Raw genomic sequence first — 25,822 nt, 5'->3', positions numbered from 1 at the left:
TCGGTCGGGCCTCCTTGCCGGGAAGTGTGGTGCCGGTGGCCGCGGGTGCTCAGCGGCCGTCGGCTCGTTGTGGGTCGGAGCGGCCCCGCTCGTAGCGGCGCACGCGCCGGTAGCCGGTGAGCTGCCCCTGGGCGTCGAGGTCGACGCGGTAGCTCGCCATCAGGCTCATCGTGTCCGGGATCTTGGCCAGCTCGACCACCTCGAACTCCAGACTCCAGCCGTCCTCCGTGCGCTCGAAGGACGAGACGTTCTCCGCCGTCATGCCGGTGAGCCCGCCGAACTGATCACGTGCCTGACTCAGCACCTCCGCCGCGGGCGGCCGGTCGTCGTCGGTCATGGTGATGTCCTCGGTCTTCTGGGTCGCTGGTCTGTGGGTCACTCGGATCGCTGGTGGATCGCGGGTCTGTGGGTTGTCGTGGCGGCCGTCGCGCGGACGCGGTGGCGCTCTGCTCTCCGGGTGGCCCTGTGCCCGGGAACCAAACCTCGTGCGGTGGATCGTCGGCGCGAAGGCCCGCCCCGGTCGCCGCCCGCCCGGCGCGCTCCGTGCCGCCACCCCCTTGACAACCCCCGCCCACCGACGGCAATCTTCCATTAAGCAGAAACGAACTTCCGCAGTACGGAAACTTTGACGGAAGATCGGATGACGGCACAGCCGGCGACACGGAAGGGAGCGCGGCTCCGATGCCAGGTTTCGAATCGAGCACTGCCGCAGACCGGCGCTTCAGCGTCAACCTGTCGATCCTCTTCACGGAACTCCCGCTCCTGGAGCGCCCGGCCGCCGCGGCGGCGGCCGGTTTCTCCGCGGTCGAGCTGTGGTGGCCCTGGATCGACACCCCCACCCCCGAGCCGTCCCGGGTGGACGCGCTCAAGCGGGCCGTGGAGAACGCGGGCGTACGGCTCACCGGCCTGAACTTCTACGCCGGTCAGCTCCCCGGCCCCGACCGGGGCGCCCTGTCGGTGCCGGGCGAGGAGTCGGAGCGGTTCCGGGCCAACATCGACGTGGCGGCCGGTCTCGCCGCCTCCCTCGGCTGCCCCGCGCTCAACGCGCTGTACGGCAACCGCGTGGACGGAGTCGACCCGGCCGAGCAGGACGCCCTGGCGCTGGAGAACCTGGCCCTGGCCGCCCGCGCCGCCGACCGGATCGGCGCGATCCTGCTGATCGAGGCGCTCAACCGGCCCGAGTCACCCAGGTACCCGCTGGTGTCCGCGCCCGCCGCCGTCGCGGTCGTCGACCGGGTCAACGAGGCGACCGGGCTGGACAACGCGCGGTTCCTGATGGACCTGTACCACCTGTCGATGAACGGCGAGGACCTGCCCCAGGTGATCGCCGCCTACGCCGACCGGACCGGGCATGTGCAGATCGCGGACAACCCGGGGCGCGGCGCTCCCGGCACGGGCACGCTGCCCCTGGCCGACCTGCTCGAACAGCTCGGCAAGGCGGGGTACGACGGCTGGGTCGGCCTGGAGTACAAGGCCGGTGCGGCGGACGCGTTCGACTGGCTGCCGGACGCCGCGCGCGGGACGTCGTAGCGCCTCGGGGGCCGTCACCCCCGCACCCCCGCACCCGCACCCCCGCACCGGCACCGTCGCCCCCGCACCGTCGCCCCGGACCCGTCCGGCTTCGCAGCCACTTCCGCAACCCCTTCCGCGGCCCCTGCACGGCCGCCCCCTCCGCGGCCAGATCCGTAGTCTCCGTAGTCAGAGAGGCACCCTCTATGTCCACCACTCTCCCGAAGATCGCCTGGATAGGGCTCGGGATCATGGGCTCGCCCATGTCCGAGAACCTGATCAAGGCGGGTTACGACGTCACCGGGTACACCCTGGAGCAGGCGAAGCTGGACCGGCTGGCCGCGGCCGGCGGGAGCGTCGCCGCGTCGATCGCCGAGGCGGTCCGGGACGCCGACGTGATCATCACGATGGTGCCCGCGTCCCCGCAGGTCGAGGCCATCGCCTACGGCCCGGACGGCATCCTGGCGAACGCCCGGTCCGGGGCGCTGCTGATCGACATGTCCTCGATCACCCCGCAGACCTCCGTCGATCTGGCCGCCGCCGCGAAGGAGAAGGGCGTCCGGGTGCTGGACGCCCCGGTGTCCGGCGGTGAGGCCGGGGCGATCGAGGCCGTGCTGTCCATCATGGTCGGCGGTGAGCGGGCCGACTTCGACTTCGCGAAGCCCGTGTTCGACGCGCTCGGCAAGACCGTCGTGCTGTGCGGTCCGCACGGCTCGGGCCAGACCGTGAAGGCGGCCAATCAGCTCATCGTCGCCGTGAACATCCAGGCGTGCGCCGAAGCCGTGGTCTTCCTGGAGAAGTCCGGGGTGGACCTCGGGGCCGCACTGGACGTCCTCAACGGCGGACTCGCCGGCTCGACCGTGCTGACCCGCAAGAAGGACAACTTCCTGAACCGGGACTTCAAGCCGGGCTTCCGGATCGACCTGCACCACAAGGACATGGGGATCGTCACCGACGCCGCCCGGAACGTGGGCGCCGCCCTGCCGGTCGGTGCCGTGGTCGCCCAACTCGTCGCCTCCCTGCGCGCCCAGGGCGACGGAGGGCTCGACCACTCCGCACTGCTGCGGTCCGTGGAGCGCCTGTCGGGCACCCAGGTCTGACCCGCTCCCCCCTGCCTCCGGGCGGTGTCGGCGTCGACACCTGTCCTGTCGCGCCCAGGCGCCGGCACCGCCCGGAATCCATGTCCCATACCCTCCGCACGTCCCCCACGTCCACGCTGCGTGCGGGACCCGATCCACCAGGCGGCGTGCGGTACCCCGACGGGAGGTCGGAGCACCGCACGCGTCGGCCCGCCGCCGGCGACCCGGATGAGGGGTGGTCGACCGGTACGGCGGGCCCGGCAAGGAACCGCGGCGGCGAGCGAGCCAGTGCGGTGGTCAACGTCCCGGAACCGCTTCTCGACCTGAGTGAAGCGGCTCCGGGACCATCGCCCGCCGCCGCGGACCCGGCCGAGCACGGCCCGTCCTCAGTCCTCCACCCTGTCCTCCAGCCTGGCTTCCAGGAGGGAGAACGGGTTGTAGGAGGGGCCCGGGAGGTGACGGGTCGGGGTGAACCCGGCGGTGGCCAGGAGTTCCGCGTACTCCGCGTGACTGCGCTCCCGGCCCGCCCCCACCCCCAGCATCGCCAGGTCGTTGAACTTGGCCGGATGGGGTGCGTCGGTGTCCGGCAGCACCGCCTCCAGAACGACGAGACGCGCTCCCGGGTGCGCGGCCCGGGCGATGTTGGCGAGGATCGTCGCGCACTGGTCGTCGTTCCAGTCGTGCAGGACCGTCGAGAGCAGATAGACGTCCGCCGACGGGACCTCGGTGAAGAAGTCCCCTCCGACGGCCTTGACCCGGTCGGCGACGCCGAGTTCGGTCAGCCGCTTGGCCGCCGCCGGCACCGCGCCCGGCACATCCAGCACGATGCCCCGCCGTTCGGCGTCGGAGGCGATCAGACCGGCGAGCAGGGTGCCGTCGGAGCCGCCGATGTCGGCGACGACCCGCCCCGGCGGGAGTTCGTAGCCCGTCAGCAGATCGACCTTGATCCAGCGGGCCACCTCACTCATCGCGCCGAAGAGGCTGTCCAGGTAGCGGGGGTGGTCCCCCAGCCAGTCGCCGAAGGTCCTGCCGAAGTGCGCCTCGAAGGCGGGCTCACCGGTGCGGATCGTGGTCGGCAGATCGCTGAACGGGATGTAGTGGGTCTGCATCCAGAACGCGGCCAGTGCCCGCACCGAGCCCGGCCCGTCGGCCAGGGTCGCCCCCAGCGCGGTCAGCGCGAACACCCCGTCGGGTTCGTACGACACCACGTCGATCCCGGACAGGAACCGCAGCAGCCGCAGGAGGGCGTCCGGGTCGGTCGCCGTGACGTCGGCGAGTTCCCCGAGCGGGAGCGGGCCGTCGAGAAGGGCGGTCGCCACGCCGAGTTCGGCGAAGGCGTGCAGCGCCTGGGACTGCTGGAAGCCCGCGAGCAACTGTGCCATGCGCTGGGTGTCGGCGGTCGTCGGACGGGGCGCGGGGGACGGCGGGGTGGTCATACGGCGCTCCTCGGGCGGGCGGGGGCGGCGGGCCGGCTCTCGCCGAGCCGGTGCCAGTAGGAGGGACGGCGGGCGGACGGACGCCGGTCCAGGGGGTCACGCACGACCCGGGACAGCACTCCGAGGGGCACGAAGACCACCGCGTAGAGGAGGAACAGGGCCGTCGTCACCACGGCATCGCGAAGGAGTCTCATGGGTTGGGGGTCCACTTCTCGGCAGAGCCGGGGTCGGGTCGGGGGCCGGGCGGGCGCGGGCGGGCGGGCGCGGGCGGGGCAGTCCGGGCAGTCGGGGGTGCTCGGCGGAGCCGGGTCGGGTCCGGGCCGGGCCGGGCGGGGCAGTCGGGGCCGCTCAGCGGAGCCGCGGGTCGGCTCCGACGCCGGGCGGACGCGGGCGAGGCCGCTCAGCGGAGCCCGGTCGGCTCCGGAGCCGGGCGGGGTCGCTCGGGGGCCGGTCGGCTGTCAGTCGAGAGGGATCTCGTCCCGCCAGTCGCCGTCCTCGGACCACTTCGGCTGTTCGGTCCGGTCGAGCAGGAAGCCGCCGATGGCCAGCAGATCGATGTGGGTGCGCATGAAGCAGCGGTAGGCGTCGGCGGGGCTGGCCACGATGGGTTCACCGCGCACGTTGAACGAGGTGTTCACCAGGACGGAACACCCCGTCAGATCCCTGAAGTCACTGAGCAGTCCGTGCAGCGCGGCGTCCCGTTCCTTGTCGACGGTCTGGATCCGCGAGGAGTGGTCGACATGGGTGACGGCGGGAATGGTGCTGTGGACGGAGCGCAGCCGCTCACCGGCCGCGAGGGTGTCGGGGGCCGTCTCCGGCGCCCCCGCGGTGCGCTGCCGCTCGGCGACCTGGCCGACGATCAGCATGTAGGGGCTGGACTGCTTGAGGTCGAAGTACTGCTCGGTGTCCTCGGCGAGCACGATGGGGGCGAACGGCCGGAACGACTCCCGGAACTTGATCTTGAGGTTCATCGTGGACTGCATCTGCGGGCTGCGGGCGTCGCCGAGGATGGAGCGGGAGCCCAGGGCCCGGGGCCCGAACTCCATCCGTCCGGAGAACCAGCCCACCACCTTGCCCGCCGCCAGTTCCTCGGCGACCGCGCGGCTCAGTTCCGGGCCGCGCATCCTGCGGTACGGATAGCCGTGCTGGTCGAGGAAGCGCCGGATCGTCTCGTCGTCGTAGCCCGGTCCGAGGCGGGAGCCCTTCATGGCGTCACCGCCGTGCGGCACATGGCTCCGGCCGCCGTCGTGGCGGGCGGCGAGCAGGGCCGCGCCGAGCGCTCCCCCGGCGTCACCGGCCGCGGGCTGCACCCACACCTCCTCGAACAGGCCCCGCTCCACGATGCGGCCGTTCGCCACACAGTTCAGGGCGACGCCGCCGGCCAGGCAGAGCCGGGACTCCCCGGTCCACCGCCGGGCCGTCGCCGCCAGCTTGAGCATGATCTCCTCGGTCACCTGCTGCACGGAGGCCGCGAGGTCGAACTCCCGCTCGGTCAGCGGTCCTTCGGGGACGCGCCGGGGGCCGCCGAACAGCCGCTCGAAGGCGCGTCCCGTCATCACCTGGCCCTGGAGGAACGCGAAGTGGTCGGTGTTCAGCCGGAAGGAGCCGTCCTCCCGGATGTCGACGAGCTTCTCCTTGATCAGCGCCGCGTAGCGCGGACGGCCGTAGGGCGCCAGGCCCATCACCTTGTACTCGCCCGAGTCCACCTTGAACCCGCAGAAGTAGGTGAACGCCGAGTAGAGCAGGCCGAGGGAGTGCGGGAAGCGGAGTTCCGCGACGGGTTCCACCCGGTCGCCCCGGCCGTGCCAGACGGAGGTCGTCGTCCACTCGCCGACGCCGTCGACCGTCAGCACGGCCGCGGACTCGTAGGGGCTGGGCAGGAAGGCCGACGCCGCGTGGGTCTCATGGTGGCCGTAGGTGACGATCGGCGGGGGTGTGCCCGCCCCCATCGCCGCGAGCCGTCGGTGCGCGGTCCGTTCGGCCCGGGACTTCCACGCCAGCCACTGCGGGACGGTCTCCTTGAAGGAGCGCCAGCCGCGCGGGGCGGTGGCGGCGTAGGTGGCGAGCACCCGGCGGAACTTCAGCGAGGGACGCTCGTAGTACGCGATCGCGTCGAGGTCGGAGAGGGCGGCGCCCGCCTCCTGGAGGCAGTACGCCACGGCCCGCTCCGGGAACGCCGGGTCGTGGCGGCGGCGGCTGAACCGCTCCTCCTGGGCGGCGGCGACGATGTCCCCGCCGCGCACCAGCGCCGCGGCGCTGTCGTGGTAGTAGGCGGATATGCCGAGCACGGCGGGAATCACGGAAGCCGTGGGTGTGGTGGGGGTCGTGGGGGTCGTGGGTGTGGTGGGAGTCATCGTGGGTCTGCCCCTTCGGGCGGCGGGGGGAGGGACGGGACGGTCGTCGCGCGCCGGGTCCTGATCCGCGAGCGGAGCGCGGCGCCGAGGGTGCGGGGGGCGGTCAGCGACCGGTAGCCGATCCGGACCCGGCGCCACATCCGGTGCTCCGCACCGGGGCCGAGGACACCGGGGATCTGCTCCATGAAGCGGTCCACGGCCTCGGCCGCCCAGGCGGAGTGACCGGTGGCCACGTTGTCGATGGTGTTGTGCAGATCGACGAACTGGGTGCTGAAGCCGTACTTCTTGAGGGCGACCCGGGCCGACCGGTAGCTGCCGCCCACCCCGGACAGTTCCATCGCGAGGTTGAGCCCGAGGATCTCCGGCTGGAACGTCCTCGGGAACCTGGAGATGCTCAGCCAGAAGACGGGCAGGTCGAAGGAGTCGTCGTGGAAGCCGGACCACTCGGCGAAGGCGGCCGAGGCCGTCGGGGGCAGATCGTGGCCCATCTGGCTCAGGAGCGCGCGGTAGATCCGGGGGTGGTTCAGCGCGGGCACCCCGTTGCCCAACTCGTCCCAGTAGGTGCGGAACAGCAGATGGCCCACGGGGGACGACGCCAGCCGGTAGTCGGTGAATCCCTGGAGCCAGGCCCCGTCGATCATGATGAGCGGGGCCAGTTGCAGGGTCGAGGAGATGAGTTCCGCACGGGTGGGCACCGGTGTCCGCCGGTCGGTGCCGGTGAACTCCTCGCCGTGGCGGTCGTGTTCGGCCAGCAGCCAGGGGGACAGTCCCTGTTCCCGGTCCCAGTGCGCGGGCAACTGGTGCGGGGCCGCGTCCAGCCGGTACGCGCTGCGGGCCAGTCGACGCCGCACGCAGTCGTGGGCGAACCGGCGCAGCGCCGGGGAGTCCTGCCGGGTGAGCAGCCGGTGGTAGGCGTCCCGTGGGGAGCGCGGGGAACGAGGGGAGCCCAGGGAGCGTGGGGAGCCCGGGGAGCCCGGGAGGGGTCCGTCCGGCGGCTGCGCGGAGTTCCCGGCGGTGTGCCGCAGCCAGGTCCGTTGTACGTCGTCCAGGTCCCGCCTGCGTGCCTCGTCCGGGCCCCGTCCGCCGACGTTGCCGTCCGGGTCCCGTCCGTCGGGTCCGGGTGGGGCGGCGGTCGGGAGCCGCAGGATCCATCGGCGGATCGCGGCGACCTCCTCGTCGGTGAACACCCGGAACATCGGGCCCGTCTCGGAGATCAGGCCCTTCACCAGCGGACTGCGGTCGGGGTCCCCCGGCCGTACGAGGGGACTGGCGGCCAGGGCGTCGAGGAAGTCGCCGGGGCCGGCCTCGATGTCCGCGAACCACTCGGCGAGCGGACGCCCGGCCAGCCGGAACCGCCCGTGGTACACGGCGGCCTGGCGGGCCCGGCTGAACAGCAGCCGCCAGACGTCGTACTCGGGGTACCCGGCCGGGCCGGCCTCGCGCAGCACCAGGGCGCACCAGCGGCCGTACTCCCCGGCGGCCCAGTGGAAGCCGCGTCGCAGCCGGTCGGCGGGCGGGCGCCGGGCGGCGGCCAGGGACCGCTCCAGCGCGCTCGGGGGGCTCGGCTCGGCCGGGGTCCCGGGGCGGGCCGGGGTCCGGGCCGATCCGAGGTCCAGGTCCTGGGCCGTCATCGGTCCGAGGGCCGAGGCCGGGAGTACGGCGAGCGGGGGTGGTGTCCCCACCGCGCGGAGGAACAGATCGGCGCCGAGGAGTTCCGGGGTGTAGCGGTCGGGCTGTCTGCTCATCGCCATCAGCAGCGCCGGCAGCCGGAAGCTGAAGTTCTGCACCCGGTCGTGGGAGGTGAGGTGCATGCCGCCGGTGTCCAGCGGCAGCCGGTGGTGGGCGAGGGTGGCGCGGAAGGCGCTGCCCCGGTCCGCGTGCGGGTGTCCGACGCCAAGGTCGCAGGCGTAGAGGGAGAGGACGTCCAGGGCGAGGCCGGTGTCCCCGTTGGCGGCGCTGGACATCCACTGGAGCCAGGCGCCGGCCACCAGGGCGAGGGGGGCGCAGTTCAGCAGCAGACAGTGCACCACCGACTCGTCGGCGACCTTCTCCCCGAGTTCCTCCCGGAAGCGGGTGGCCTCCGCGGCTCCCCATCGGTGTGCCTCTGCGGCGAGTTCCTCCACCGACGCGTTCCCGGGCTCCTGGTCGAAGGCGATCGCGTCCAGTCCCCCGAGGGACAGTGGCCCCTCCGGGTCCAGGGCGCGTAAATACAGTAAGCGGTCCGCTGTCGTGGCGTCGGGGGCCTGATGGAGCACGGCGGTCCCTTTCCGTCTCAGAACATGGGGTATATGGACCCGTCGTTCTTCCGCCTGCGACGCCGACGGAAGAATTCTATGATCTTGCGGATCAAGGTTTTCCCTTCCAGGTCTCGCCAAGATTCAATTCACGGCACAGTACTTCCGCGACCAGTGCGTTCCCCCGGTCGTTCAGATGCACCGGATCGACGAAAAGCCATTCCCCCTTCTCCGCGACGAGCGGGAGGGAGGTATTGACATCGACAAACGTGATGCCGCGCTCCTTGCAGGCCCGTCCGATCGCCTCCGCGTAACCCGCGTGGGCCTCCTCCACCAGCGCGGGGCGGAATCCGGCCCACACCTTGGACCAGAGCGACCCGTTGTCCCCGAGCAGCACCGTCTCCTCGGCGGAGAGTTTCTTTCCGCACCAGTGCGGCGCCGGCTGGAGGGCGAAACTCACCCGGGCGCCGGTGGGGGCCAGCAGATCGATCAGTCGGTCCAGATCGTGGCGGATCGCGTCCGCCGCGATCTCGATGCGCCGGGCGAGCGGAGGCCCGGGCGGGGCGGCGTCGCCGCGCGCCGGGCGGGACAGCAGCCGGGAGAGCGCCGGGGGAAGCAGGCGCCGGAGCCCGGTTGCCGGGCCCGCCGTGTGGGAGATGGGGGTCCGCCGGGCCTCGACGCCGCGCAACTCGCCGTAGAAATCACCGGAGAAGAAGAACTGGCCGTAGCCCTGATCGGCTCCGGGGAGCCCCGCCACGACCAGATTGTTGAGACCCGAGAAGATCACCACGTCCCGGACCCCGGACAACTGATGGCGGTGCAGCAGGAACAGAAGGACCTCCTGCGTCGAGTTGAACGCGGGAGCGGCGAGATTGAGCCAGGTCCCGCCGGACTCCTGACCGAGCAGCGACGACAGTGTCGTGCGGTCCGAGCCGGCCCCGAAGCCGAAGGCCGACGAGCCGCCCATCAGCAGGCTGACGGGGCCTTCGGGGCACTCGTCACCCAGTGCGTACCTGCCTTTCTCGCCATGGGAGAAGCGGAAGCCCTGGGAATCGGTGTTGATCACCGGAGACCGGTAGTTCGGCTGGTTGAAGTACATGACGTACGGAAGCCAGTGGACACCACGCATGGCGAACGTCTGGTAATGCGCTAACTGGGGCGCGAGCACCGAATGCGTATCCATGTCACCTCTTGCGAGTCAGCGTACACAGACAGTAAATCCCGCTAGGTTGAGATGTCAACCCTAATTCAAGAAGAGAGAAGGCCGATATCGGCTCCGTGTACGGTATGACGGTGAATGCCTCACTCACTGACGCGGAGCAGCAGGTGTGGAGATCCGTCCTCATCGTGGCTGACCTCTTGAGATTCCGGGTCGCGGCCGATGTGAAGCCCGCTTCGGGCCTGTCGTCGGCGGACCACAGCGTGTTGATGCGCCTGAACGAGGCCCCGGACAAACGCCTCGGTCAGCAGCGCCTCGCGGACGATATGTTCTGGTCGAAGAGCCGGCTGTCGCACCAACTGACCAGGATGGAACAGCGCGGGCTCGTCGCGCGCGGGACCGCGCCCGGGGGCCGGGGGGTGGAGATCAGCCTGACCGACGCGGGGCACGAGGCCGTGGACGCCATGGAGGCGGCGCACGCCGAGGCCGTGCGCCGCCATCTTTTCCGGGTGGCCTCCGAAGCGGAACTGACGGTGATCGTCCAACTCGCCGAACGGCTCAAGGCCCGCGAAGGATAGGCGTCACGCGGAGCACCCGAGGTCGGAACACCCGAGGTCGGAGCACCTGAGGTCGGAACACCCGAGGGTCGCGGAACACCCGAGGGGCACGGGGCCCTGGGAAATCGCGGGGTCCCGGGGAACCCCGGTCAGGCGGAGGCCGGGACCGGACCGCTCGGGACCGGACCGCTCGGGACGGGCGGGGTCGACGCGGACCCCGTCGGCGCCGTCCCGGACGTGCCGGCGAGGTGCGTGCGGATCGAGCGCAGCAGTGCCCCGGGCTGGTCCTGGGCGAGCAGGTCGCCGAGCACACGCAGCTGGACCCGGATCAGCCGCGCGGCCTCCGGATCGAGCAGCCTCGCCCCGCCGTACTCGTCGGTGGCGAGCGCCCGGTGGGCCAGATGCACGACCGCCTGCGGCTGGGGGACGACGAGATTGCCGAGTTCGTTGAGCATCGCGGCCGTGTCGGCGACCCCCCGGAAGCCCCTCGCGCGCGCCGGGGTGGCCGTCAGCACCACGACGCCCTTTCCGGTCAGGGCGGGAGCGTCCTTGGGCCGGGAGGCCCAGTCGATCGCGTTCTTCAGGACCCCGGGCAGGGAGTGGTTGTACTCGGGGGTGGCGATGACCAGCCCGTCGCACTCGGCCACGGCCCGGCGGAAGCGGCCCACCGCGGGCGGCGGGACGTCGGTGTCCGCGTCCTCGTCGTAGAGCGGCAGCTCACCGAGGCCGTCGAAGGTCCGCCACTCGAAGAGCCCGGGGGCGAGAGCGGGCAGGCAGCTCAGCAGCCGGGAGTTGAGCGAGTCCTTGCGCAGGGAGCCGGAGAGCTGGAGCACTCGGTGCATAGCGCTTCCCATCACGAGTCGGGGGGCGGGTCGCACAGGGCGGGCAACAGGGGCCGGACTCGAAAACTACAGTCCTCCATAGGATTGAACAAGTGGGCGGAGCCCCTGAGCACTTCGCGCCGCCCCGGGCGACGGACATGCGGCCCGGCCGCCCGCACGGCACCCTGAGGGCATGGCACCTTCCTCCCCGCGCCCGCACGTCGTGGTGCACGCCCCCGCGCTGGACGGCACCCGACGGGTCACCGAGGGCGCCGAGACCCTGGGCGTCGCCAGCCATCTGGACGACGTCGGCGAGATCCTGCGCCTGGCCGACCACTATGTGACCGATGTCGAGCACACCGACTTCGTCGAGTGGCAGGGCGGCGGCCCGCAGGACTGGCCGGGCCTCTCGGAACCCTGACCGAGGACGCCCGCGGCGCGCAGGCCCGGCACGGTGCGCGCCGGGCCCGCACTGCGCGGGACGTCAGACCTTCAGCGTCTTGATGGACGTCGGCGCGTGCCCCGGCTCGGTCGCGATCTCCTCGAACTCCACGACGTTGCTGATGTCGTTGGTGCCCGACATGGAGATGTTGGTGACCCGCTCCAGGATCGCCTCCACCACCACCGGCACCCGGTGCTCCGCGGCCAGCTTCACGGCCTGTTCCAGGGCCGCGCCCAGTTCGTTCGGGTCGGTCACCCGGATCGCCTTGCAGCCGAGGCCCTCGGCCACCTTCACATGGTCGACGCCGTAGACGCCCAGCTCGGGCGAGTTGAGGTTCTCGAACTCCAGGTTGACCTGGAAGTCGATCTCGAAGGCGCGCTGCGCCTGCCGGATCAGGCCGAGGTAGGAGTTGTTCACCAGGACGTGGACGTAGGGGATGCGGTGCTGGGCGCCGACGGCGAGTTCCTCGATGAGGAACTGGAAGTCGTAGTCGCCGGAGAGGGCGACGACCAGGGTGTCCGGGTCGGCCTTGGCGACGCCGAGCGCGGCCGGGATGGTCCAGCCGAGGGGGCCCGCCTGACCGCAGTTGATCCAGTGCCGGGGCTTGAAGACATGGAGCATCTGGGCGCCGGCGATCTGGGAGAGGCCGATGGTGGAGACGTACCGGGTGTCGGGTCCGAACGCCTTGTTCATCTCCTCGTAGACCCGCTGCGGCTTGATGGGGATGTCGTCGAAGTGGGTGCGGCGCTGGAGGGTGGCCCGGCGTTCCTGGGCGGCGGCGGCCCAGGCGGAGCGGTCGGGCAGCCGCCCGGCCTCCTTCAGTTCGCGCGCCACCGTGACGAACAGGTCCAGGGCGGCCCTGGCGTCGGAGGCGATGCCGTAGTCCGGGGCGAAGATCTTGCCGATCTGGGTGGGCTCGATGTCGACGTGCACGAACGTCCGTCCGGCGGTGTAGACGTCGAGGCGGCCGGTGTGGCGGTTGGCCCAGCGGTTGCCGATGCCGAGGACGAAGTCGGACTCCAGGAAGGTCGCGTTGCCGTAGCGGTGCGAGGTCTGGAGGCCGACCATCCCGGCGTTCAGGTCGTGGTCGTCGGGCAGGACGCCCCAGCCCATCAGCGTCGGCACGACCGGGATGCCGGTCAACTCGGCGAACTCCACGAGCAGTTCACTGGCGTCGGCGTTGATGATGCCGCCGCCGGCCACGATCAGCGGGCGCTCGGCGGCGTTCAGCAGGGTGAGCGCCTTCTCGATCTGGGCGCGGCTGGCGACGGGCTTGTAGACCGGGAGCGGCTCGTAGGTGTCCGGGTCGAACTCGATCTCGGTGAGCTGCACGTCGATCGGCAGATCGATCAGCACCGGTCCTGGCCGGGCCGAGCGCATCAGGTGGAACGCCTGCTGGAAGACGCCGGGCACCTGGGCCGCCTCCAGGACGGTGACCGCCATCTTGGTGACCGGCTTGGCGATGGAGGCGATGTCGACGGCCTGGAAGTCCTCCTTGTGGATCACCGCGGTGGGGGCCTGGCCGGTGATGCACAGGATCGGGATGGAGTCGCCGGTCGCCGAGTACAGCCCGGTGATCATGTCGGTGCCGGCCGGGCCCGAGGTGCCGATGCACACCCCGATGTTCCCGGCCCGGGTGCGGGTGTACCCCTCGGCCATGTGCGAGGCGCCCTCGACATGCCGGGCGAGGGTGTGGGCGATGCCGCCGGACGCCTTCAGGGCGGCGTAGAACGGGTTGATCGCCGCACCCGGCACTCCGAACGCGTCGGTGACGCCCTCGCGCTTGAGAATCTCGACTGCCGCGCGGGCAGCGGTCATACGAGCCATTGAGTACTCCTGCTTCGGCTGTCGGATACGCACTCCCGTCGCGCCCCGCGGTGAGTACTTCCGGATGGCGAGTGACCCTTCCCGCAACCTTCGACTTCCACATTGCGGAAAGAGTTTTCTACTATCTGGAATGAGAGTAGGAGGACAGCCGAGCGCAGTCAAGACACCGTCGGGCTCAGCGGAAGTCCTCCTCGCGGTACTCCGCCGCCGAGCCCGCCGCCGTCGCCTCCCGCAGTTCGACCCGCCGGATCTTGCCGGAGACCGTCTTGGGCAGCGCCCCGAACTCCAGCCGGCGGATCCGCTTGTACGGCGCCAGCACCTCGCGCGCGTGCGCGAACAGCACCCTCGCGGTGTCGGGCCCCGGCACCCAGCCCTCCGCGAGCACCACGTACGCCTTGGGCACGGCGAGCCGCAGCGCGTCCGGCGCGGGCACGACCGCCGCCTCGGCCACCGCCGGATGCTCCAGCAGGGCGCTCTCCAGCTCGAACGGGGAGATCTTGTAGTCGGAGGCTTTGAAGACGTCGTCGCCGCGCCCGACGTAGGTGATGTATCCGTCGGCGTCGCGGGAGCCGAGGTCGCCGGTGCGGTAGTAGCCGCCGGCCATCGCCTCGGCCGTGCGTTCCTCGTCACCGTGGTAGCCGGTCATCAGGCCGACCGGGCGGCCGGCCGGACCGGACAGGTCCAGGGCGATCTCGCCCTCGTCACCGGGGGCGCCGGTGACCGGGTCGAGGAGGGTGACGCGGTAGCCGGGGCTGGGGCGGCCCATGGAGCCGGTCTTGAGCCGCTGACCGGGACTGTTGGCGACCTGCACGGCGGTCTCGGTCTGGCCGAAGCCGTCCCGGACGGTGCCGCCCCAGGCGCGGCGGACCTGCTCGATCACCTCCGGGTTGAGCGGCTCCCCGGCGGCGACGATCTCGCGCGGCGGGGTGCGCAGCTGGGTCAGGTCGGCCTGGATGAGCATCCGCCACACGGTGGGCGGCGCGCAGAAGGTGGTGACCCCGGCCCGGTCCATCTCCGCCATCAGCCGGGCCGCGTCGAAGCGGGTGTAGTGGTGGAGGAAGACGGTCGCCTCGGCGTTCCAGGGGGCGAACAGATTGGACCAGGCGTGCTTGGCCCAGCCGGGCGAGGAGATGTTGAGATGGACGTCGCCGGGGCGCAGGCCGATCCAGTACATGGTCGACAGATGGCCGACCGGATACGACACATGGGTGTGCTCGACCAGCTTGGGGCGGGCGGTCGTACCGGAGGTGAAGTACAGCATCAGCGGGTCGTCGGCGCGGGTGGGGCCGTCGGGTGCGAAACCGGCGGGGGCCTGTTCGGCCTCCCGGTACGGCAGCCAGCCCTCGGGCGCGGCACCGGCCGCGATGCGGGTGTACGCACCGGGCACCTCGGCGAACTTGGCGGTGTCCTCGGCCCGCGCGATCACCTGCCGGACCCGGCCCCGCGCGACCCGGTCGCGCAGATCGGCGGGGCCCAGCAGCGGGGTGGCGGGGATGACGACGGCCCGCAGCTTCATCGCGGCGAGCGCGGTCAGCCACAGCTCGGTCTGGTTGCCGAGCATGACGAGGATCCGGTCCCCGGCGGCGACGCCGTGCCCGCGCAGCCAGTTCGCGTACCGGTCGGAGCGCTCGGCCATCGCGGCGTAGGACACCACGGTCCGGGTGCCGTCCTCCTCCACGAGGTGCAGCGCCGCGCGGTCGTTCCCGGCGGCGATCGCGTCGAACCAGTCGAGGGCCCAGTTGAAGTGCTCGGGCCTCGGCCAGCGGAAACCCTCGTAGGCCGTGCGGTAGTCCTCGCGGTGCTCCAGCAGGAAATCGCGCGCCTCGCGGAAGTCCTCGGTCGCGGTCGTCATCTGTCCGCCTCTGCTCTCCTGGGGGCCCGGACCGTTGCCGGGCGGCTTCCGGACATCGTGTAATCCGTGATGCGGGTCTCACCACCCCCGAACGGGGGTGGGTGCCGCGGCGAAGGGGCGAACAGTGGTGGTGCGGGGGCGTGCGCGAGGCGACGGCGGCGGCCCGGCGAACGGGGCTGCTGCCGTGATCACCGTCACTCCGTGCCCCCGCCACCGCCCGACCTCTGGGAGCCTGGTGGACCGCTCGGGGGCTCCGCGCCGGCGGTCGACCGAAACTCGACGGTGAGGCCCCCGCAGGGCCGCCTCCGCATTCCCTGCCGCCCCACGCTCCTCCGCAGCCCCGGCTGTAATTTCCCTCACCATCTCGCCCTTCCGGATTTCAACGGCGCGTTGCCTAGAATTTGTCGGACCAGACACGCGGAGGGAGCGGTGACCGTGCGACGGGACCTCCAGGAGCCTGCCCGATGCCGCCCCGACCTGGTCATCGGCCGGGAGGAGCTGTTCGCGGCGGCGCGGGAGCAGCTCGGGCGCGGCGGCAGTGTGCTGCTCCACGGTCCCGCCGGAATCGGGAAGTCGACGGTGCTGCGGGCGCTGGCCGCCGAGTACGCCGGGACCGCGCGGACCGTGCTGCGCTGCTCGGCGACCGAGTCGGAGTCCCATCTGCCCTTCCTCGCCCTCGCCGACCTCCTCGGCCTGGTCCTCGACGAGGTGTCCGGAAAGCTGCCCGACGCACAGCGCACCGCGCTGGAGTCGGCGCTCACCGGCCGCGGGGAGTCCACCCTCCAGCGCGACGGGCTGGCCCTGCGGCTCGCGGTGCTGTCCGCGCTGCGCGCCCTCGCCGCCGAGGGCCCGGTCCTGATGGTCGCCGACGACCTCCAGTGGCTGGATCCGGCCAGTGCCGAACTGCTCGGCTTCGCCGCCCGCCGCCTCGGCGACTTCCCGGTACGGCTGCTGTGCGCGGCCCGCACCGAGGGCCAGGAGTACGACGACCATCTGCGCGCGTCCCCGCCCGGCACCCTCGCCCTGCGTCTCGGCCCGCTCACCCGCACCCATGTGTCCGCGCTGCTGGACGAGCGCGGCTATCCCGGGCTGCCGCGCTCCACCGTGCGTGACATCCATCGCACCAGCGGCGGCAACCCGCTCTTCGCGCTGGAGCTGGGCCGCGCCCTGGCCGAGAACCCGGTGCCGCCGCGCCCCGGCGAGCCGCTGCCGGTGCCGACCTCGCTGCGGGCGCTGGTCCTGCACCGCCTCGACATGCTCTCCGCCGACGCCCGGCGCACCCTGCTGGTGGCCAGCGCGGGCGCCCGGCCGACCCGGTCCCTGCTGCACGCGGCGGGCCGTACCGACGCCGAGGCGGAGACCGCGCAGGCGGCGGCGCTGGGGCTGCTGGCGACCGACCCGGAGGGCCCGACCGTACGGTTCGCGCATCCGCTGATCTCCGCCGCGCTGTACGCGGAGGCATCCGCGCAGGAGCGGCGGGACGCGCACGCCGCGCTGTCCACGGCGGCCTCCGACCCCATCGAGCGCGCCCGGCATCTGGCGCTGGCCACCACCGGCACCGACCCGGAGGCGGCGGCGCGGCTCGCCGAGGCGGCGGCGCTGGCCCGGGACCGGGGCGCTCCCGCGGTCGCCGCGTCCCTGGGGCTGCTCGCGGCCCGGCACACCCCCGCCGACGGCGACCCCGGCCCGGAGGAGCTGCGGCTGACGGCGGCCGAGGACGCGCTGACGGCCGGGGAGTCCGATCTCGCCCGGGACATCGCGCGGGACGTCCTGACCCGGGCGGTCTCGGCGGCGGCCCGGGTACGGGCCTGGATGGTGGTGATCGACGCGGCCGGGCAGGCGATGAGCGAGGTCGACGCCGTGTTCCCGCAGGCGCTGTCCGACGCGGGCGACGACCCCCGGCTGCGCGCCCTGGTCCGCTATCAGCTGGCCTGGCGGGCGCTGCTCGTGGAGGGCGAGATGGACAAGGGCCGGGAGGAGGCCGCGCACGCGGCGGGTCTCGCGGCACGGGCGGGGGACCGCCGTACCGAACTGCTGGCGCTGGCCTTCCAGGCGCACATGGAGACCCTGATGGGCCACCCGGACGCGCCCACCACCATCAAACGCGCGCTGCGCGAGCCGCAGGACCCCCAGGTGGCCTGCGACCACAACGGCATCGGCGCGGTCCGTTTCCGCTGGCTGCTGATGAGCGACCAGCTCGCCGAGGCCCGTACGACCATCTCGTCGCTGCTGCGCGCGGTGCGGCGGCGCGGCATGGCCGAGAGCGAGGTGCACTATGTGCGGTTCCTCGCGGAGACCGAGTTGCGCTCGGGGTCCTGCGGCCGGGCCCTGGACCTGGCGCGGGAGAGTCTGCGGCTGGCGCGGGACTCGGGCATCGGGGAGAGCGCGAGCGCGATGCTCACCTCGCTCGCCGAGGCCGCCGGAGGCGACCTGGGCCGGGCGCTGGCGCTGGCGCGGGAGTCGGCGGAGCGCGCCGAGGAGGACGGCGACGTCATGTATCTGTCGCGGGCGCTGGCCGCGCTGGGCCACGCCCATCTGGTGGCCGGGGACGCGGGTGCCGCGGTGCGGGCGCTGCGCCGGGCCCGCGAACTGGAGCACGGCATCGGCATCACCGACCCGGCGCGCGGACGCTGGCAGGGCGATCTCGCCGAGGCCCTGGTCCGGGTCGGGGAGCTGGCGGAGGCCGAGGACGTCATCGAGGTGACCCGGGTGCAGGCGCTGCGGCTGGGCCGGGAGAGCGTCCTGGCGGTGCTGGACCGCGCGGAGGCCCTGGTGCGGGCGGCGCGCGGCGAACGGGACGCCGCCCTGGCGCAGCTGACGTCGGTTCAGGACCGGCTGGCCAAGCTGGGGTACGGACTGGAGGAGGCGCGGGCCGCGTTCGCGCTGGCCCGGTTGCGCACCGGGCGGCCGGGGCCGACGACGTACGACGAGGCGGCCCGGCTGTTCCGGCGCTGCCGGGCCCTGCCGTGGCTGCGGCAGGTGGAGGAGACCGCCGCCGCGAGCACGGCGCTGCCGGTCGGTGAACCGGCCGAGCTGGACGCGCTGGAGGGGCTCGCGGCGATGGAGCGTCAGGTGGCGGCGCTGGTGATGGAGGGCGCCACCAACCGGGAGATAGCCGCCCGGCTGTTCATCAGCGTCAAGACGGTGGAGGCCACGCTCACCCGGGTCTACCGGAAATTGGGGATCCGATCGCGGGTGGACATCGTCAGACTTGCGGCGGGGCGCCGCGTGTGACGCGCCCGCGCTGGGTTTACTGAGGATCCGGCGCGGGTTCCGCTGGTCTCCCAGGGTTTCCGAGGTCCGGGTTTGACCCGTGCGACCGAGGGTTTTCCCTGCCCAACTCCCCTGCCCCGCTAGGGGGTTCCCTCATTGGGGACAAGGCGGGCCGCCGTCTAGCGTAATGGGCGTGCCGCTCGCCGGGCACACGGGGGTCGGTCGGTCCCAAGGGCCGTCAGATCCTCGTGCAGCACCCCCCACACCCGCGCGACCCCCCACCGGCAACCCCTTGAGGAGACTCATGTTCGGGCTCACCCGCGCCAGAAAGACCGCCGTCGCCCTCGCGGCCTGCGCCGCCGCCGCGGCGACCGCGCTCGCCGGCGCCCCCGCCGTCGCCGCCCCTACCCCCATCGTGGGCGGAACCACCACGACGACGACGGCGTACCCCTTCGTCATGCAGATCACCGACGCCGCGGAGAACCAGTTCTGCGGCGGCACCCTCGTCTCGCCCACCAAGGTCGTCACCGCCGCGCACTGTATGGTCGGCGAGACCACCAACAGCGTCCGGGTGGTCGGTGGCCGCACCTACCTCAACGGCACCAACGGCACGGTGGCCAGGGTCAGCAGGATCTGGGTCCACCCCGACTACCGCAGTGTGACCCGCGGCGACGACGTGGCCGTGCTCACCCTGTCGTCGTCGATGCCGTACACGACCGCCCCGTACGTCGCCGCCTCGGAGACCGGGATCTACGCGACCGGCGCCACCACCCGGGTCCTGGGCTGGGGCACCACCTCGGAGGGCGGCAGCTCCTCCAACCAGCTCCGCACGGCGACCGTCCCGACCGTCTCCGACGCCAGTTGCCGCACCTCCTACGGCACCCGCTTCGTGGCGAGTGACATGGTGTGCGCCGGGTACACGAACGGTGGGGTGGACACCTGCCAGGGCGACAGCGGCGGCCCGCTCCTGATCGGCGGCCGACTGGCCGGCGTCACCTCCTGGGGCGACGGCTGCGCCCGCGCCGGGCTGCCCGGCGTGTACGCCCGGCTGACGACCTTCTCGGACCTGGTGACCGCGCAGGTCAACTCATAGCCGACGGCCCGGTCACCCCGGCCGTCACGATCACCACCGGCACCCCGGTTTCCTGAGCCTCACCGCTCAGGTGCACGACCAGGGGGCGTTGCGGGCCTCCACGAGCGGCCCGCAGCGCCCCCTGCTCCATGTCGTGCCCCGTCCTATGGTGTCGCGTCGTCCGAGGCTCACGGCAGCACCGTCCCGAACCGGACGTCGTAGGCATCTTCCGGGTGCACCGCCCGGAGGGTCCGCTCCCCCTCCGCCAGCACCTCCTCGCGCCGGGCCGGGGTGAGCCGCTCGAACAGCTCGATGACCAGGGCGTCGTCGGTGATGCCCCACACCCCGGCGAGGAACCCGTCCACGAGCAGCGGGCGGTGGACGGTGTTGACCTGCCAGGTGCGCCCGTGGTGCACGACCGGGACCACCCGGGTGCGGTCGGCGTGGGAGAGCAGGGCGTTGTCGAACTCGGGCAGGAAGCGCGGCGGGGCCGGGGTCTCCGCGTCCGGGCGGGGCGCGTCGGGCAGATCGAACAGCTCCACCCCGTGCTGGTCGCGGAAGGTGAGGAGCCGGGGGCGCAGCCCCTCGAAGGCGTCCCGCAGCCGGGTGAGCCCGCACCAGGTCTGCATGTCCCGCACGGAGGCGGGGCCGAAGGCGGCGAGATAGCGCAGCACCATGTCCTGGCGGTCGGCGGGCGGGGCCGCGGGCCGGCCGAGCCAGTGCTCGACGGTGGTGACGACGACCTGCTTGCTGTGCCCCCACATCCCGCGCGGGGTGACCTGCACCAGCGGCAGCAGACAGCGCGCGGCGATGGACAGCGACTGCGGGTCGGCCCGCGGCCAGTGCGCGCCGAGCGCGTCCCGCACCTGGCGCATGGTGCGCGGCTCCTCCTCGACCAGGTCCCGCGCCACCGCCGCCAGCCGCTCCAGGTCGACCCCCACCAGCCCCTTCCGGAAGATCCTCAGCTCCCGGTCCAGCGCGGCCTGCGCGAAGGGCCGTACGGTGAGCGTGTCGTCGGCGGTGTGCAGGTGGATGGTCGAGCGCAGCCCGGCCATCCGTACGACGTCCCGCGCGGCCAGCAGCTCCGACAGCTGCCCGGTGCCGAACCCGTCGAGCCGGGCGGCGAGCGCGTAGTACGGCGGCTTCACCTCCTGCGCCTGGAGCCCGACGAGATGGGTGACGGCGTCGAACGGGGACATCTGCGCCCGCCGGAGCAGCAGTTGCCGGGCGAGGGTGGCCCGGTTGAGGTCCCGGGGGGTCAGGACGGGGGCGGGGGCGGCGGTCGTCCCGGCCGCCTTGGTCTCCTTCATGACCAGCACGGTAGTCGCGCTTGCGGACAGATACGGTCCTCGATGAGAGGCGGCCGGTCAGCGGAGCTGCGCGACACGGTCGGCGCCACGCTCGCGGCGGCCCGGCGGCTCACCGACCCCGACCGCGCGGCGGCCCGGCGGCTCACCGACCCCGACCGCGCGGCGGCCCTCGCGGACAGCGCCCGCGCCGCCCTCACCCCGGGCCTCCGGACCGCCCCGGCGCCGTCCCCGCAGCCCCGCTGAACACCCCGGCCGGACCGGACGGTCACCGGGCCGGTCCAGGCGTGCCTCCTCCCCCGGCAGGTCTGGACCGGACTTCCGTCACGCGCGGTCCTGGACCTTCCTGCGGTAGAGCCACAGCAGGACCGAGACCGCCAGCACTCCCAGCGCGATGGAGAGTTCCTTGTAGCCGCCGTAGCCGGTGATGGAGAAGCCGGTGGCGCCGACGACGAGGATGAGGGTGAGCAGGACGGTCAGGAACCGGGCCAGCGGGACGAAGAAGCCGGGCAGCCGGATGGGGCGCGGGGCGTCGGGGCGGTCCCGGCGCAGCAGGAGGAAGCCGGAGATGGCCAGGACGTGGGTGAGGATGTAGCCGAGGTTGCCGGTGACGATGATGGCCAGCGGGGTCTTCAGGACCGTCAGGACGACGACGTTGAGGACCAGGGCGACCAGCAGGGCGCGGGCCGGGACGCCGCGGCGGTTCAGGACGCCCATCTGGCGGACGGTGTGGCCCTGGCGGCCCATCTCGTACAGGACCCGGGAGCCGTCGGCCAGGCCGGTGATCATGATGAGCAGCAGGGACGCGATGAGGAAGACGACCATGAGGTCGGCGGCGCCGCCCACCAGGTCCTGGAAGGCGCCGACGTAGAAGGTGGTGGGGTCGGCCGCGATGGCCGCCTCGCCGACATGTCCCGACAGGGCCAGCGGCAGCAGGATGAAGACGCCCAGGCAGAACAGGACCCCGGCGCGCAGCGCGCGTGAGGTGTCCTTGACCGTGTCCTTGTACTCGGGGGCGAAGGTCGCGCAGACCTCGACGCCGAACGACGTCCAGGCCATCACGTAGAGCCAGACCAGGGCCTCGCGCACCCCGCCGAACCCGTCCGGCAGGTTCCAGTGCAGGCCGGCGGAGGTCCAGTCGCCGCTGAGGAACGGCATGACGATGAAGACCACCAGCGGGACGAGCAGCGCGCCGCCGGTGACGTAGACCAGCCACATCGCCACGTGCAGGCCCATCATGGTGGCGCCGAACAGCAGCAGGATGACCGCGAGCCCCACCACGATGGGGAAGCTCAGTTCGGCCGGGCCGAGGGTGACGGACCAGTCCTGGCCGGGGAACCACTGGGCCTGGACGAACGAGCCGATGATGCCCGCGTAGACGGCCAGCGCGGTGGTCCACGGGAACCAGTAGCCGACGCTCGCGATCGGGCCGACGACGGGGGCCCGGGTGCGCCAGCCCTCGGCGGCGTAGGCCGCGATGCCGCCGGAGGAGTTCGGGAACATCGCGGCGAGTTCGGTGTAGATCCAGTTGGTGGCGGTCGCCAGGACCATCGACGCCGCCCACAGGGCGATCGCGCCCCAGGCGCCGAGGCCGCCGATGGACGCGCCGAGGGAGGCGATCAGGGCCGCGGGCATGGTCAGCGACATGGCGAAGCCGTCGTACCAGCGGATCTTCTTGGCCAGCGCGGGCCCGGCGGCGGACGGGTCCGTCGCGGTGGGTGCCGGGGACAGGGCGCCCGGCCCGGGTCTGTCCTGCGCTGCGGTGCTGTCCTGCGCCGAGGCGCTGTCCTTCGCTGCGGTGCTGTCATTCGCTGAGGTGCTCATGCGGCTCTTATAAGTCCGGCGAAATTTCCGGGTCAAGATGCACGCATGAGCAATCAGAAAGCTTTTACTTTGCGGATCCGTGAGTCTTGACGTTCCAAACTTGCCGATGAATCATCAGCCGTAGACGTCGCAACGGACGGAGGAGCACCACCTCATGACCACCGCAGAGCAGCAGCTCTTCATCAATGGCGCTTACACGAGCGGCGCCGGTTCACAGACCGCCGATGTGATCAGCCCCGCCACCGGCGAGCGCGTCGGATCCTTCCCGCTGCCCACCGCGGCCGATCTGGACGCGGCGGTCGAGGCCGCGCACCGCGCACAGCGAGAGTGGGCCGGGGTGAACATGTGGGACCGGGCGGCGGCCTGTCACCGCATCGCCGACGAACTCGACGCGCGCCGGGACGAGTTGGCCCGGCTCCAGACCCTTGAGCAGGGCAAGCCGCTCGCCGAGTCGGTCGCCGACGTCACCGAGGCGGCCCAGCTCTTCCGGCTGCACGCCGAGGACGCGGTCCGCCTCAACGGCGAGACCCTGCTCTCCCGCGACAACACCAAGAAGATGTTCACCTTCCACCGGCCGGTCGGCACCTGGGGGGTCATCACCCCGTGGAACTTCCCGCTGCTGATGTTCGCGGAGTTCGCCGCCCCCGGTCTGGCCACCGGCAACGCGCTGGTCGTCAAGCCGCCGGCCAACACCCCGCTGACCGTCCTCAAGGCGATGGAGGCGGTCGCCGCCGCCGGGCTCCCGGCCGGTCTGGTGAACATCCTGCCCGGCGACGGCGCGTTCGGCGACGCCCTGGTCCGGCACCCCGGCATCCACGCCATCGGCTTCATCGGCTCCTCCGCGACCGGCGCGAAGATCACCGCCGCGGCCGGGCTGAAGCGCTCCCTGATGGAGTGCTCCGGCAACGGCCCGCTCGTCGTCCTCGCCGACGCCGACATCGCCGCCGCCGCCAAGGCCGCCGTCGACGGCGCCTACCCGTGTGCCGGTCAGGTGTGCTGTGCCACCGAGCGGGTCGTGGTCCACACCGAGGTCCACGACGCCTTCGTGGAGGCCGTGCTGCGCGAGGCGGAGCGGATCCGGCTCGGCGACCCCTTCGACGACAAGACCGTGCTCGGCCCGCTCAACAACGAGGGCGTCGCCGCCAAGATGGACCGGCACATGGCCGACGCCCGGGAGCGCGGCGCCCGCATCCTGACCGGCGGTGGCCGCCGCAGCGGGATGCCCACCGACCTCTACTACGAGTTCACCGTGGTGGACCAGGTGCCCGAGGACAGCCTGCTCTCCAAGGAGGAGTCCTTCGGGCCGGTCGTCCCCATCATCACCGGCCGCGACGAGGACGACCTGCTGCGCATCGCCAACGACGACGCCCTCGGCCTCCAGGGCGCCGTCTTCACCCGCAGCATGAAGTCCGCCTTCCGCTTCATCGAGGAGATGGAGGTGGGCCAGGTCATCGTCAACGAGTCCAACAACTGGTGGGACATCAACATGCCGTTCGGCGGCGCGGGCGCCCGCGGCACCGGCTGGGGCCGGATCGGCGGCAAGTGGACCCTGATGGACATGACCGACACCCGCACCGGCGTCATCAGCCTCTGAAGCCTCTGACCTCCGCGGTCCCCTCCCCCAGGGGGCGTGCCCGGCACCCGGCCACGCCCCCGCACCCCCGTCCGGCCACTCTCCCCCACCCGCAGTGAGGAGCCCATGACCTCCGCCCCCGAGACCTCGCGTCCGGACCCCCGCAGCCGACTGCGCCACGCGGCGCCCGCGCCGTACTGGCTCGACCGGCCCGAGAGCCCCGGGGCACTGCCCAGACTCACCGAGGACACCGCCTGCGACCTGGCGGTGGTCGGCGGCGGCTACACCGGGCTGTGGACCGCGCTGCTCGCCAAGCGGCGCTTCCCCCGGCTCGATGTGCTGCTGCTGGAGCAGAAGACCTGCGGACACGCCGCCAGCGGACGCAACGGCGGCTTCTGCTCCCCCTCCCTCACCCACGGACTCGCCAACGGCGCCGCCCGCTGGCCCGACGAGATCGCCTCGCTCCAGCGGCTCGGCGCCGCCAACTTCGACGCGTTCGAACGGGACCTGGAGACGTACGGCATCGACTGCGGCTTCGCCCGCACCGGCAAGGTGACCGTCGCCGCGACCGACTGGCAGGCCCGCGCGCTCGGCGAGGCCGCCGAACTGGCCCACCGCCACGGCGAACCCGCCACCCTCCTCGACCGCGACCAGGTCCGCGACTACGTCGACTCACCGCTGTGGTCCGCCGGGCTGTGGAGCCCCGACTACGCCCTGCTGGACCCGGCCCGGCTGGTGTGGGGACTGCGCCGGGCCTGTCTGGAGCAGGGGGTGCGGATCGCCGAGCACACCGAGGTCCACTCGCTCGACACCCGCGCCCGGGGCCCGGTCCGGCTGCGCACCCCGTACGCCGAGGTCAGGGCCGGGAAGGTCGCGCTGGCCACCAACATCTACCGGCCGCTGCTGCGCCGGCTCTCCCTCTCCATGGTCCCCGTCTACGACTACGCCCTGGTGACCGAGCCGCTGACGGACGATCAGCTCGGCGCGATCGGCTGGCGCGGCGACCACGGCATCACGGACGCGGGCAACCAGTTCCACTACCTCCGCAAGACCGACGACCACCGCATCCTGTGGGGCGGCTACGACGCCGTCTACCACTACGGCAGCCGCACCGACGACGCGCTCACCCAGCGCGCCGAGAGCTTCGAGACCCTCGCCCGGCAGTTCGCCGAGACCTTCCCGCCCCTCGCCGACGTGCCGTTCTCGCACGCCTGGGGCGGCATCATCGACTCCACCACCCGCTTCTGCATGTTCGCCGGTACGGCGGCCGGCGGCCGGATCGGCTACGCCCTCGGCTTCACCGGCCTCGGCGTCGGCGCCACCCGCTACGGCGCCCAGGTCACCCTGGACCTGCTGGCCGGCCGGCGCACCGAGGCGACCCGGCCCGCGATGATCCGCCGCCCGCCCGTGCCCTTCCCGCCGGAGCCGGTGCGCTGGCTCGGCATCCAGGCCACCCGCCGCTCCCTGGCCCGCGAGGACGAGCGCGGCGTACGCGATCTGTGGCTGCGCACCCTGGACCGGCTGGGCCTCGGCTTCGACTCCTGACGCGGCAAGGAATGATGG

Annotated in this window: 20 protein-coding genes; 9 read left to right on the top strand and 11 right to left on the bottom strand. The window is 72.4% G+C overall.

The genetic code is table 11. The annotated features are described in order from the left end of the window. Positions 1-49: 49 nt before the first annotated feature. The gene (gene gvpO / locus ACIQNG_RS12145; protein WP_401484343.1) at positions 50-337 is read right to left on the bottom strand and encodes a gas vesicle protein GvpO; all 288 of its coding nucleotides are present in this window, start codon (positions 335-337) and stop codon (positions 50-52) included. A 344-nt stretch (positions 338-681) separates the two neighbouring features. On the opposite strand from gvpO, the gene ACIQNG_RS12140 reads away from it, so the two are divergent. Together ACIQNG_RS12140 and ACIQNG_RS12135 are read left to right on the top strand one after the other, a co-directional pair. Next, a complete protein-coding gene (locus tag ACIQNG_RS12140) occupies positions 682-1,530 on the top strand; it encodes a TIM barrel protein (RefSeq protein WP_401484341.1) in 849 nt (282 codons plus the stop codon). Between the two features lie 185 nt (positions 1,531-1,715). Next, positions 1,716-2,609 carry a 2-hydroxy-3-oxopropionate reductase gene (locus tag ACIQNG_RS12135; RefSeq protein WP_401484339.1) on the top strand — a complete coding sequence of 298 codons (894 nt, stop codon included), beginning with the start codon at positions 1,716-1,718 and terminating at the stop codon, positions 2,607-2,609. A 365-nt stretch (positions 2,610-2,974) separates the two neighbouring features. Here ACIQNG_RS12135 and ACIQNG_RS12130 read toward each other — a convergent pair whose 3' ends face one another. The 5 genes from ACIQNG_RS12130 to ACIQNG_RS12110 form a co-directional block, all read right to left on the bottom strand. Continuing rightward, positions 2,975-4,024 (bottom strand): methyltransferase, encoded by a 1,050-nt coding sequence (locus ACIQNG_RS12130; protein ID WP_401484337.1) that lies wholly within the window; start codon positions 4,022-4,024, stop codon positions 2,975-2,977. Next, positions 4,021-4,218 (bottom strand): hypothetical protein, encoded by a 198-nt coding sequence (locus ACIQNG_RS12125; protein WP_401484335.1) that lies wholly within the window; start codon positions 4,216-4,218, stop codon positions 4,021-4,023. The genes ACIQNG_RS12130 and ACIQNG_RS12125 overlap by 4 nt, the downstream gene beginning before the upstream one ends. A gap of 264 nt (positions 4,219-4,482) precedes the next feature. Further along, on the bottom strand, positions 4,483-6,378 hold the full coding sequence (locus tag ACIQNG_RS12120; RefSeq protein WP_401484333.1) for a carbamoyltransferase: 1,896 nt from the start codon (positions 6,376-6,378) through the stop codon (positions 4,483-4,485). Further along, on the bottom strand, positions 6,375-8,633 hold the full coding sequence (locus ACIQNG_RS12115) for an iron-containing redox enzyme family protein (RefSeq protein ID WP_401484331.1): 2,259 nt from the start codon (positions 8,631-8,633) through the stop codon (positions 6,375-6,377). The genes ACIQNG_RS12120 and ACIQNG_RS12115 overlap by 4 nt, the downstream gene beginning before the upstream one ends. Before the next feature lie 91 nt (positions 8,634-8,724). Beyond that, entirely contained in the window at positions 8,725-9,780 is a 1,056-nt protein-coding gene (locus ACIQNG_RS12110) for an SGNH/GDSL hydrolase family protein (RefSeq protein WP_401484329.1), read from the bottom strand. 125 nt (positions 9,781-9,905) lie between these two features. Between ACIQNG_RS12110 and ACIQNG_RS12105 the strand changes: the two genes are divergently transcribed. Next, positions 9,906-10,349 carry a MarR family winged helix-turn-helix transcriptional regulator gene (locus ACIQNG_RS12105; protein WP_401484326.1) on the top strand — a complete coding sequence of 148 codons (444 nt, stop codon included), beginning with the start codon at positions 9,906-9,908 and terminating at the stop codon, positions 10,347-10,349. Between the two features lie 128 nt (positions 10,350-10,477). Here ACIQNG_RS12105 and ACIQNG_RS12100 read toward each other — a convergent pair whose 3' ends face one another. Beyond that, positions 10,478-11,170 carry an NADPH-dependent FMN reductase gene (locus ACIQNG_RS12100; RefSeq protein ID WP_401484324.1) on the bottom strand — a complete coding sequence of 231 codons (693 nt, stop codon included), beginning with the start codon at positions 11,168-11,170 and terminating at the stop codon, positions 10,478-10,480. 172 nt (positions 11,171-11,342) lie between these two features. On the opposite strand from ACIQNG_RS12100, the gene ACIQNG_RS12095 reads away from it, so the two are divergent. Then, positions 11,343-11,570 (top strand): hypothetical protein, encoded by a 228-nt coding sequence (locus tag ACIQNG_RS12095; protein ID WP_401484322.1) that lies wholly within the window; start codon positions 11,343-11,345, stop codon positions 11,568-11,570. 63 nt (positions 11,571-11,633) lie between these two features. Here ACIQNG_RS12095 and gcl read toward each other — a convergent pair whose 3' ends face one another. Both gcl and ACIQNG_RS12085 read right to left on the bottom strand, forming a co-directional pair. Further along, positions 11,634-13,418 carry a glyoxylate carboligase gene (gene gcl / locus ACIQNG_RS12090; RefSeq protein WP_401484320.1) on the bottom strand — a complete coding sequence of 595 codons (1,785 nt, stop codon included), beginning with the start codon at positions 13,416-13,418 and terminating at the stop codon, positions 11,634-11,636. Between the two features lie 175 nt (positions 13,419-13,593). Next, positions 13,594-15,270 (bottom strand): AMP-binding protein, encoded by a 1,677-nt coding sequence (locus ACIQNG_RS12085; protein WP_401484318.1) that lies wholly within the window; start codon positions 15,268-15,270, stop codon positions 13,594-13,596. Positions 15,271-15,699: 429 nt separating this feature from the next. Here ACIQNG_RS12085 and ACIQNG_RS12080 point away from each other — a divergent pair, with 429 nt between their 5' ends. Next, complete coding sequence (locus ACIQNG_RS12080; RefSeq protein WP_401484316.1) at positions 15,700-18,504, top strand: ATP-binding protein; 2,805 nt, start codon at positions 15,700-15,702, stop codon at positions 18,502-18,504. 283 nt (positions 18,505-18,787) lie between these two features. Beyond that, on the top strand, positions 18,788-19,576 hold the full coding sequence (locus ACIQNG_RS12075; protein WP_401484314.1) for a S1 family peptidase: 789 nt from the start codon (positions 18,788-18,790) through the stop codon (positions 19,574-19,576). Positions 19,577-19,743: 167 nt separating this feature from the next. On the opposite strand, the gene ACIQNG_RS12070 is transcribed toward ACIQNG_RS12075, so the two are convergent. After that, positions 19,744-20,865, bottom strand: a complete 1,122-nt coding sequence (locus ACIQNG_RS12070; RefSeq protein WP_401484312.1) for a winged helix DNA-binding domain-containing protein — start codon at positions 20,863-20,865, stop codon at positions 19,744-19,746. Between the two features lie 42 nt (positions 20,866-20,907). On the opposite strand from ACIQNG_RS12070, the gene ACIQNG_RS12065 reads away from it, so the two are divergent. Then, the gene (locus ACIQNG_RS12065) at positions 20,908-21,108 is read left to right on the top strand and encodes a hypothetical protein (protein ID WP_401484309.1); all 201 of its coding nucleotides are present in this window, start codon (positions 20,908-20,910) and stop codon (positions 21,106-21,108) included. Positions 21,109-21,186: 78 nt separating this feature from the next. On the opposite strand, the gene ACIQNG_RS12060 is transcribed toward ACIQNG_RS12065, so the two are convergent. Next, positions 21,187-22,686 carry an APC family permease gene (locus tag ACIQNG_RS12060; protein ID WP_401484307.1) on the bottom strand — a complete coding sequence of 500 codons (1,500 nt, stop codon included), beginning with the start codon at positions 22,684-22,686 and terminating at the stop codon, positions 21,187-21,189. Between the two features lie 154 nt (positions 22,687-22,840). Between ACIQNG_RS12060 and ACIQNG_RS12055 the strand changes: the two genes are divergently transcribed. Together ACIQNG_RS12055 and ACIQNG_RS12050 are read left to right on the top strand one after the other, a co-directional pair. Further along, complete coding sequence (locus tag ACIQNG_RS12055; RefSeq protein WP_401426186.1) at positions 22,841-24,280, top strand: aldehyde dehydrogenase family protein; 1,440 nt, start codon at positions 22,841-22,843, stop codon at positions 24,278-24,280. A gap of 105 nt (positions 24,281-24,385) precedes the next feature. Continuing rightward, the gene (locus ACIQNG_RS12050) at positions 24,386-25,804 is read left to right on the top strand and encodes an NAD(P)/FAD-dependent oxidoreductase (RefSeq protein ID WP_401426182.1); all 1,419 of its coding nucleotides are present in this window, start codon (positions 24,386-24,388) and stop codon (positions 25,802-25,804) included. Positions 25,805-25,822: the final 18 nt, after the last annotated feature.

The sequence above is a fragment of the Streptomyces sp. NPDC091377 genome, assembly GCF_044757045.1.
In the GTDB taxonomy this organism is placed as follows: domain Bacteria; phylum Actinomycetota; class Actinomycetes; order Streptomycetales; family Streptomycetaceae; genus Streptomyces.
The sequence above is the reverse complement of the archived record's forward strand: the minus strand, read 5'-3'. Positions and strand labels throughout refer to the sequence as shown.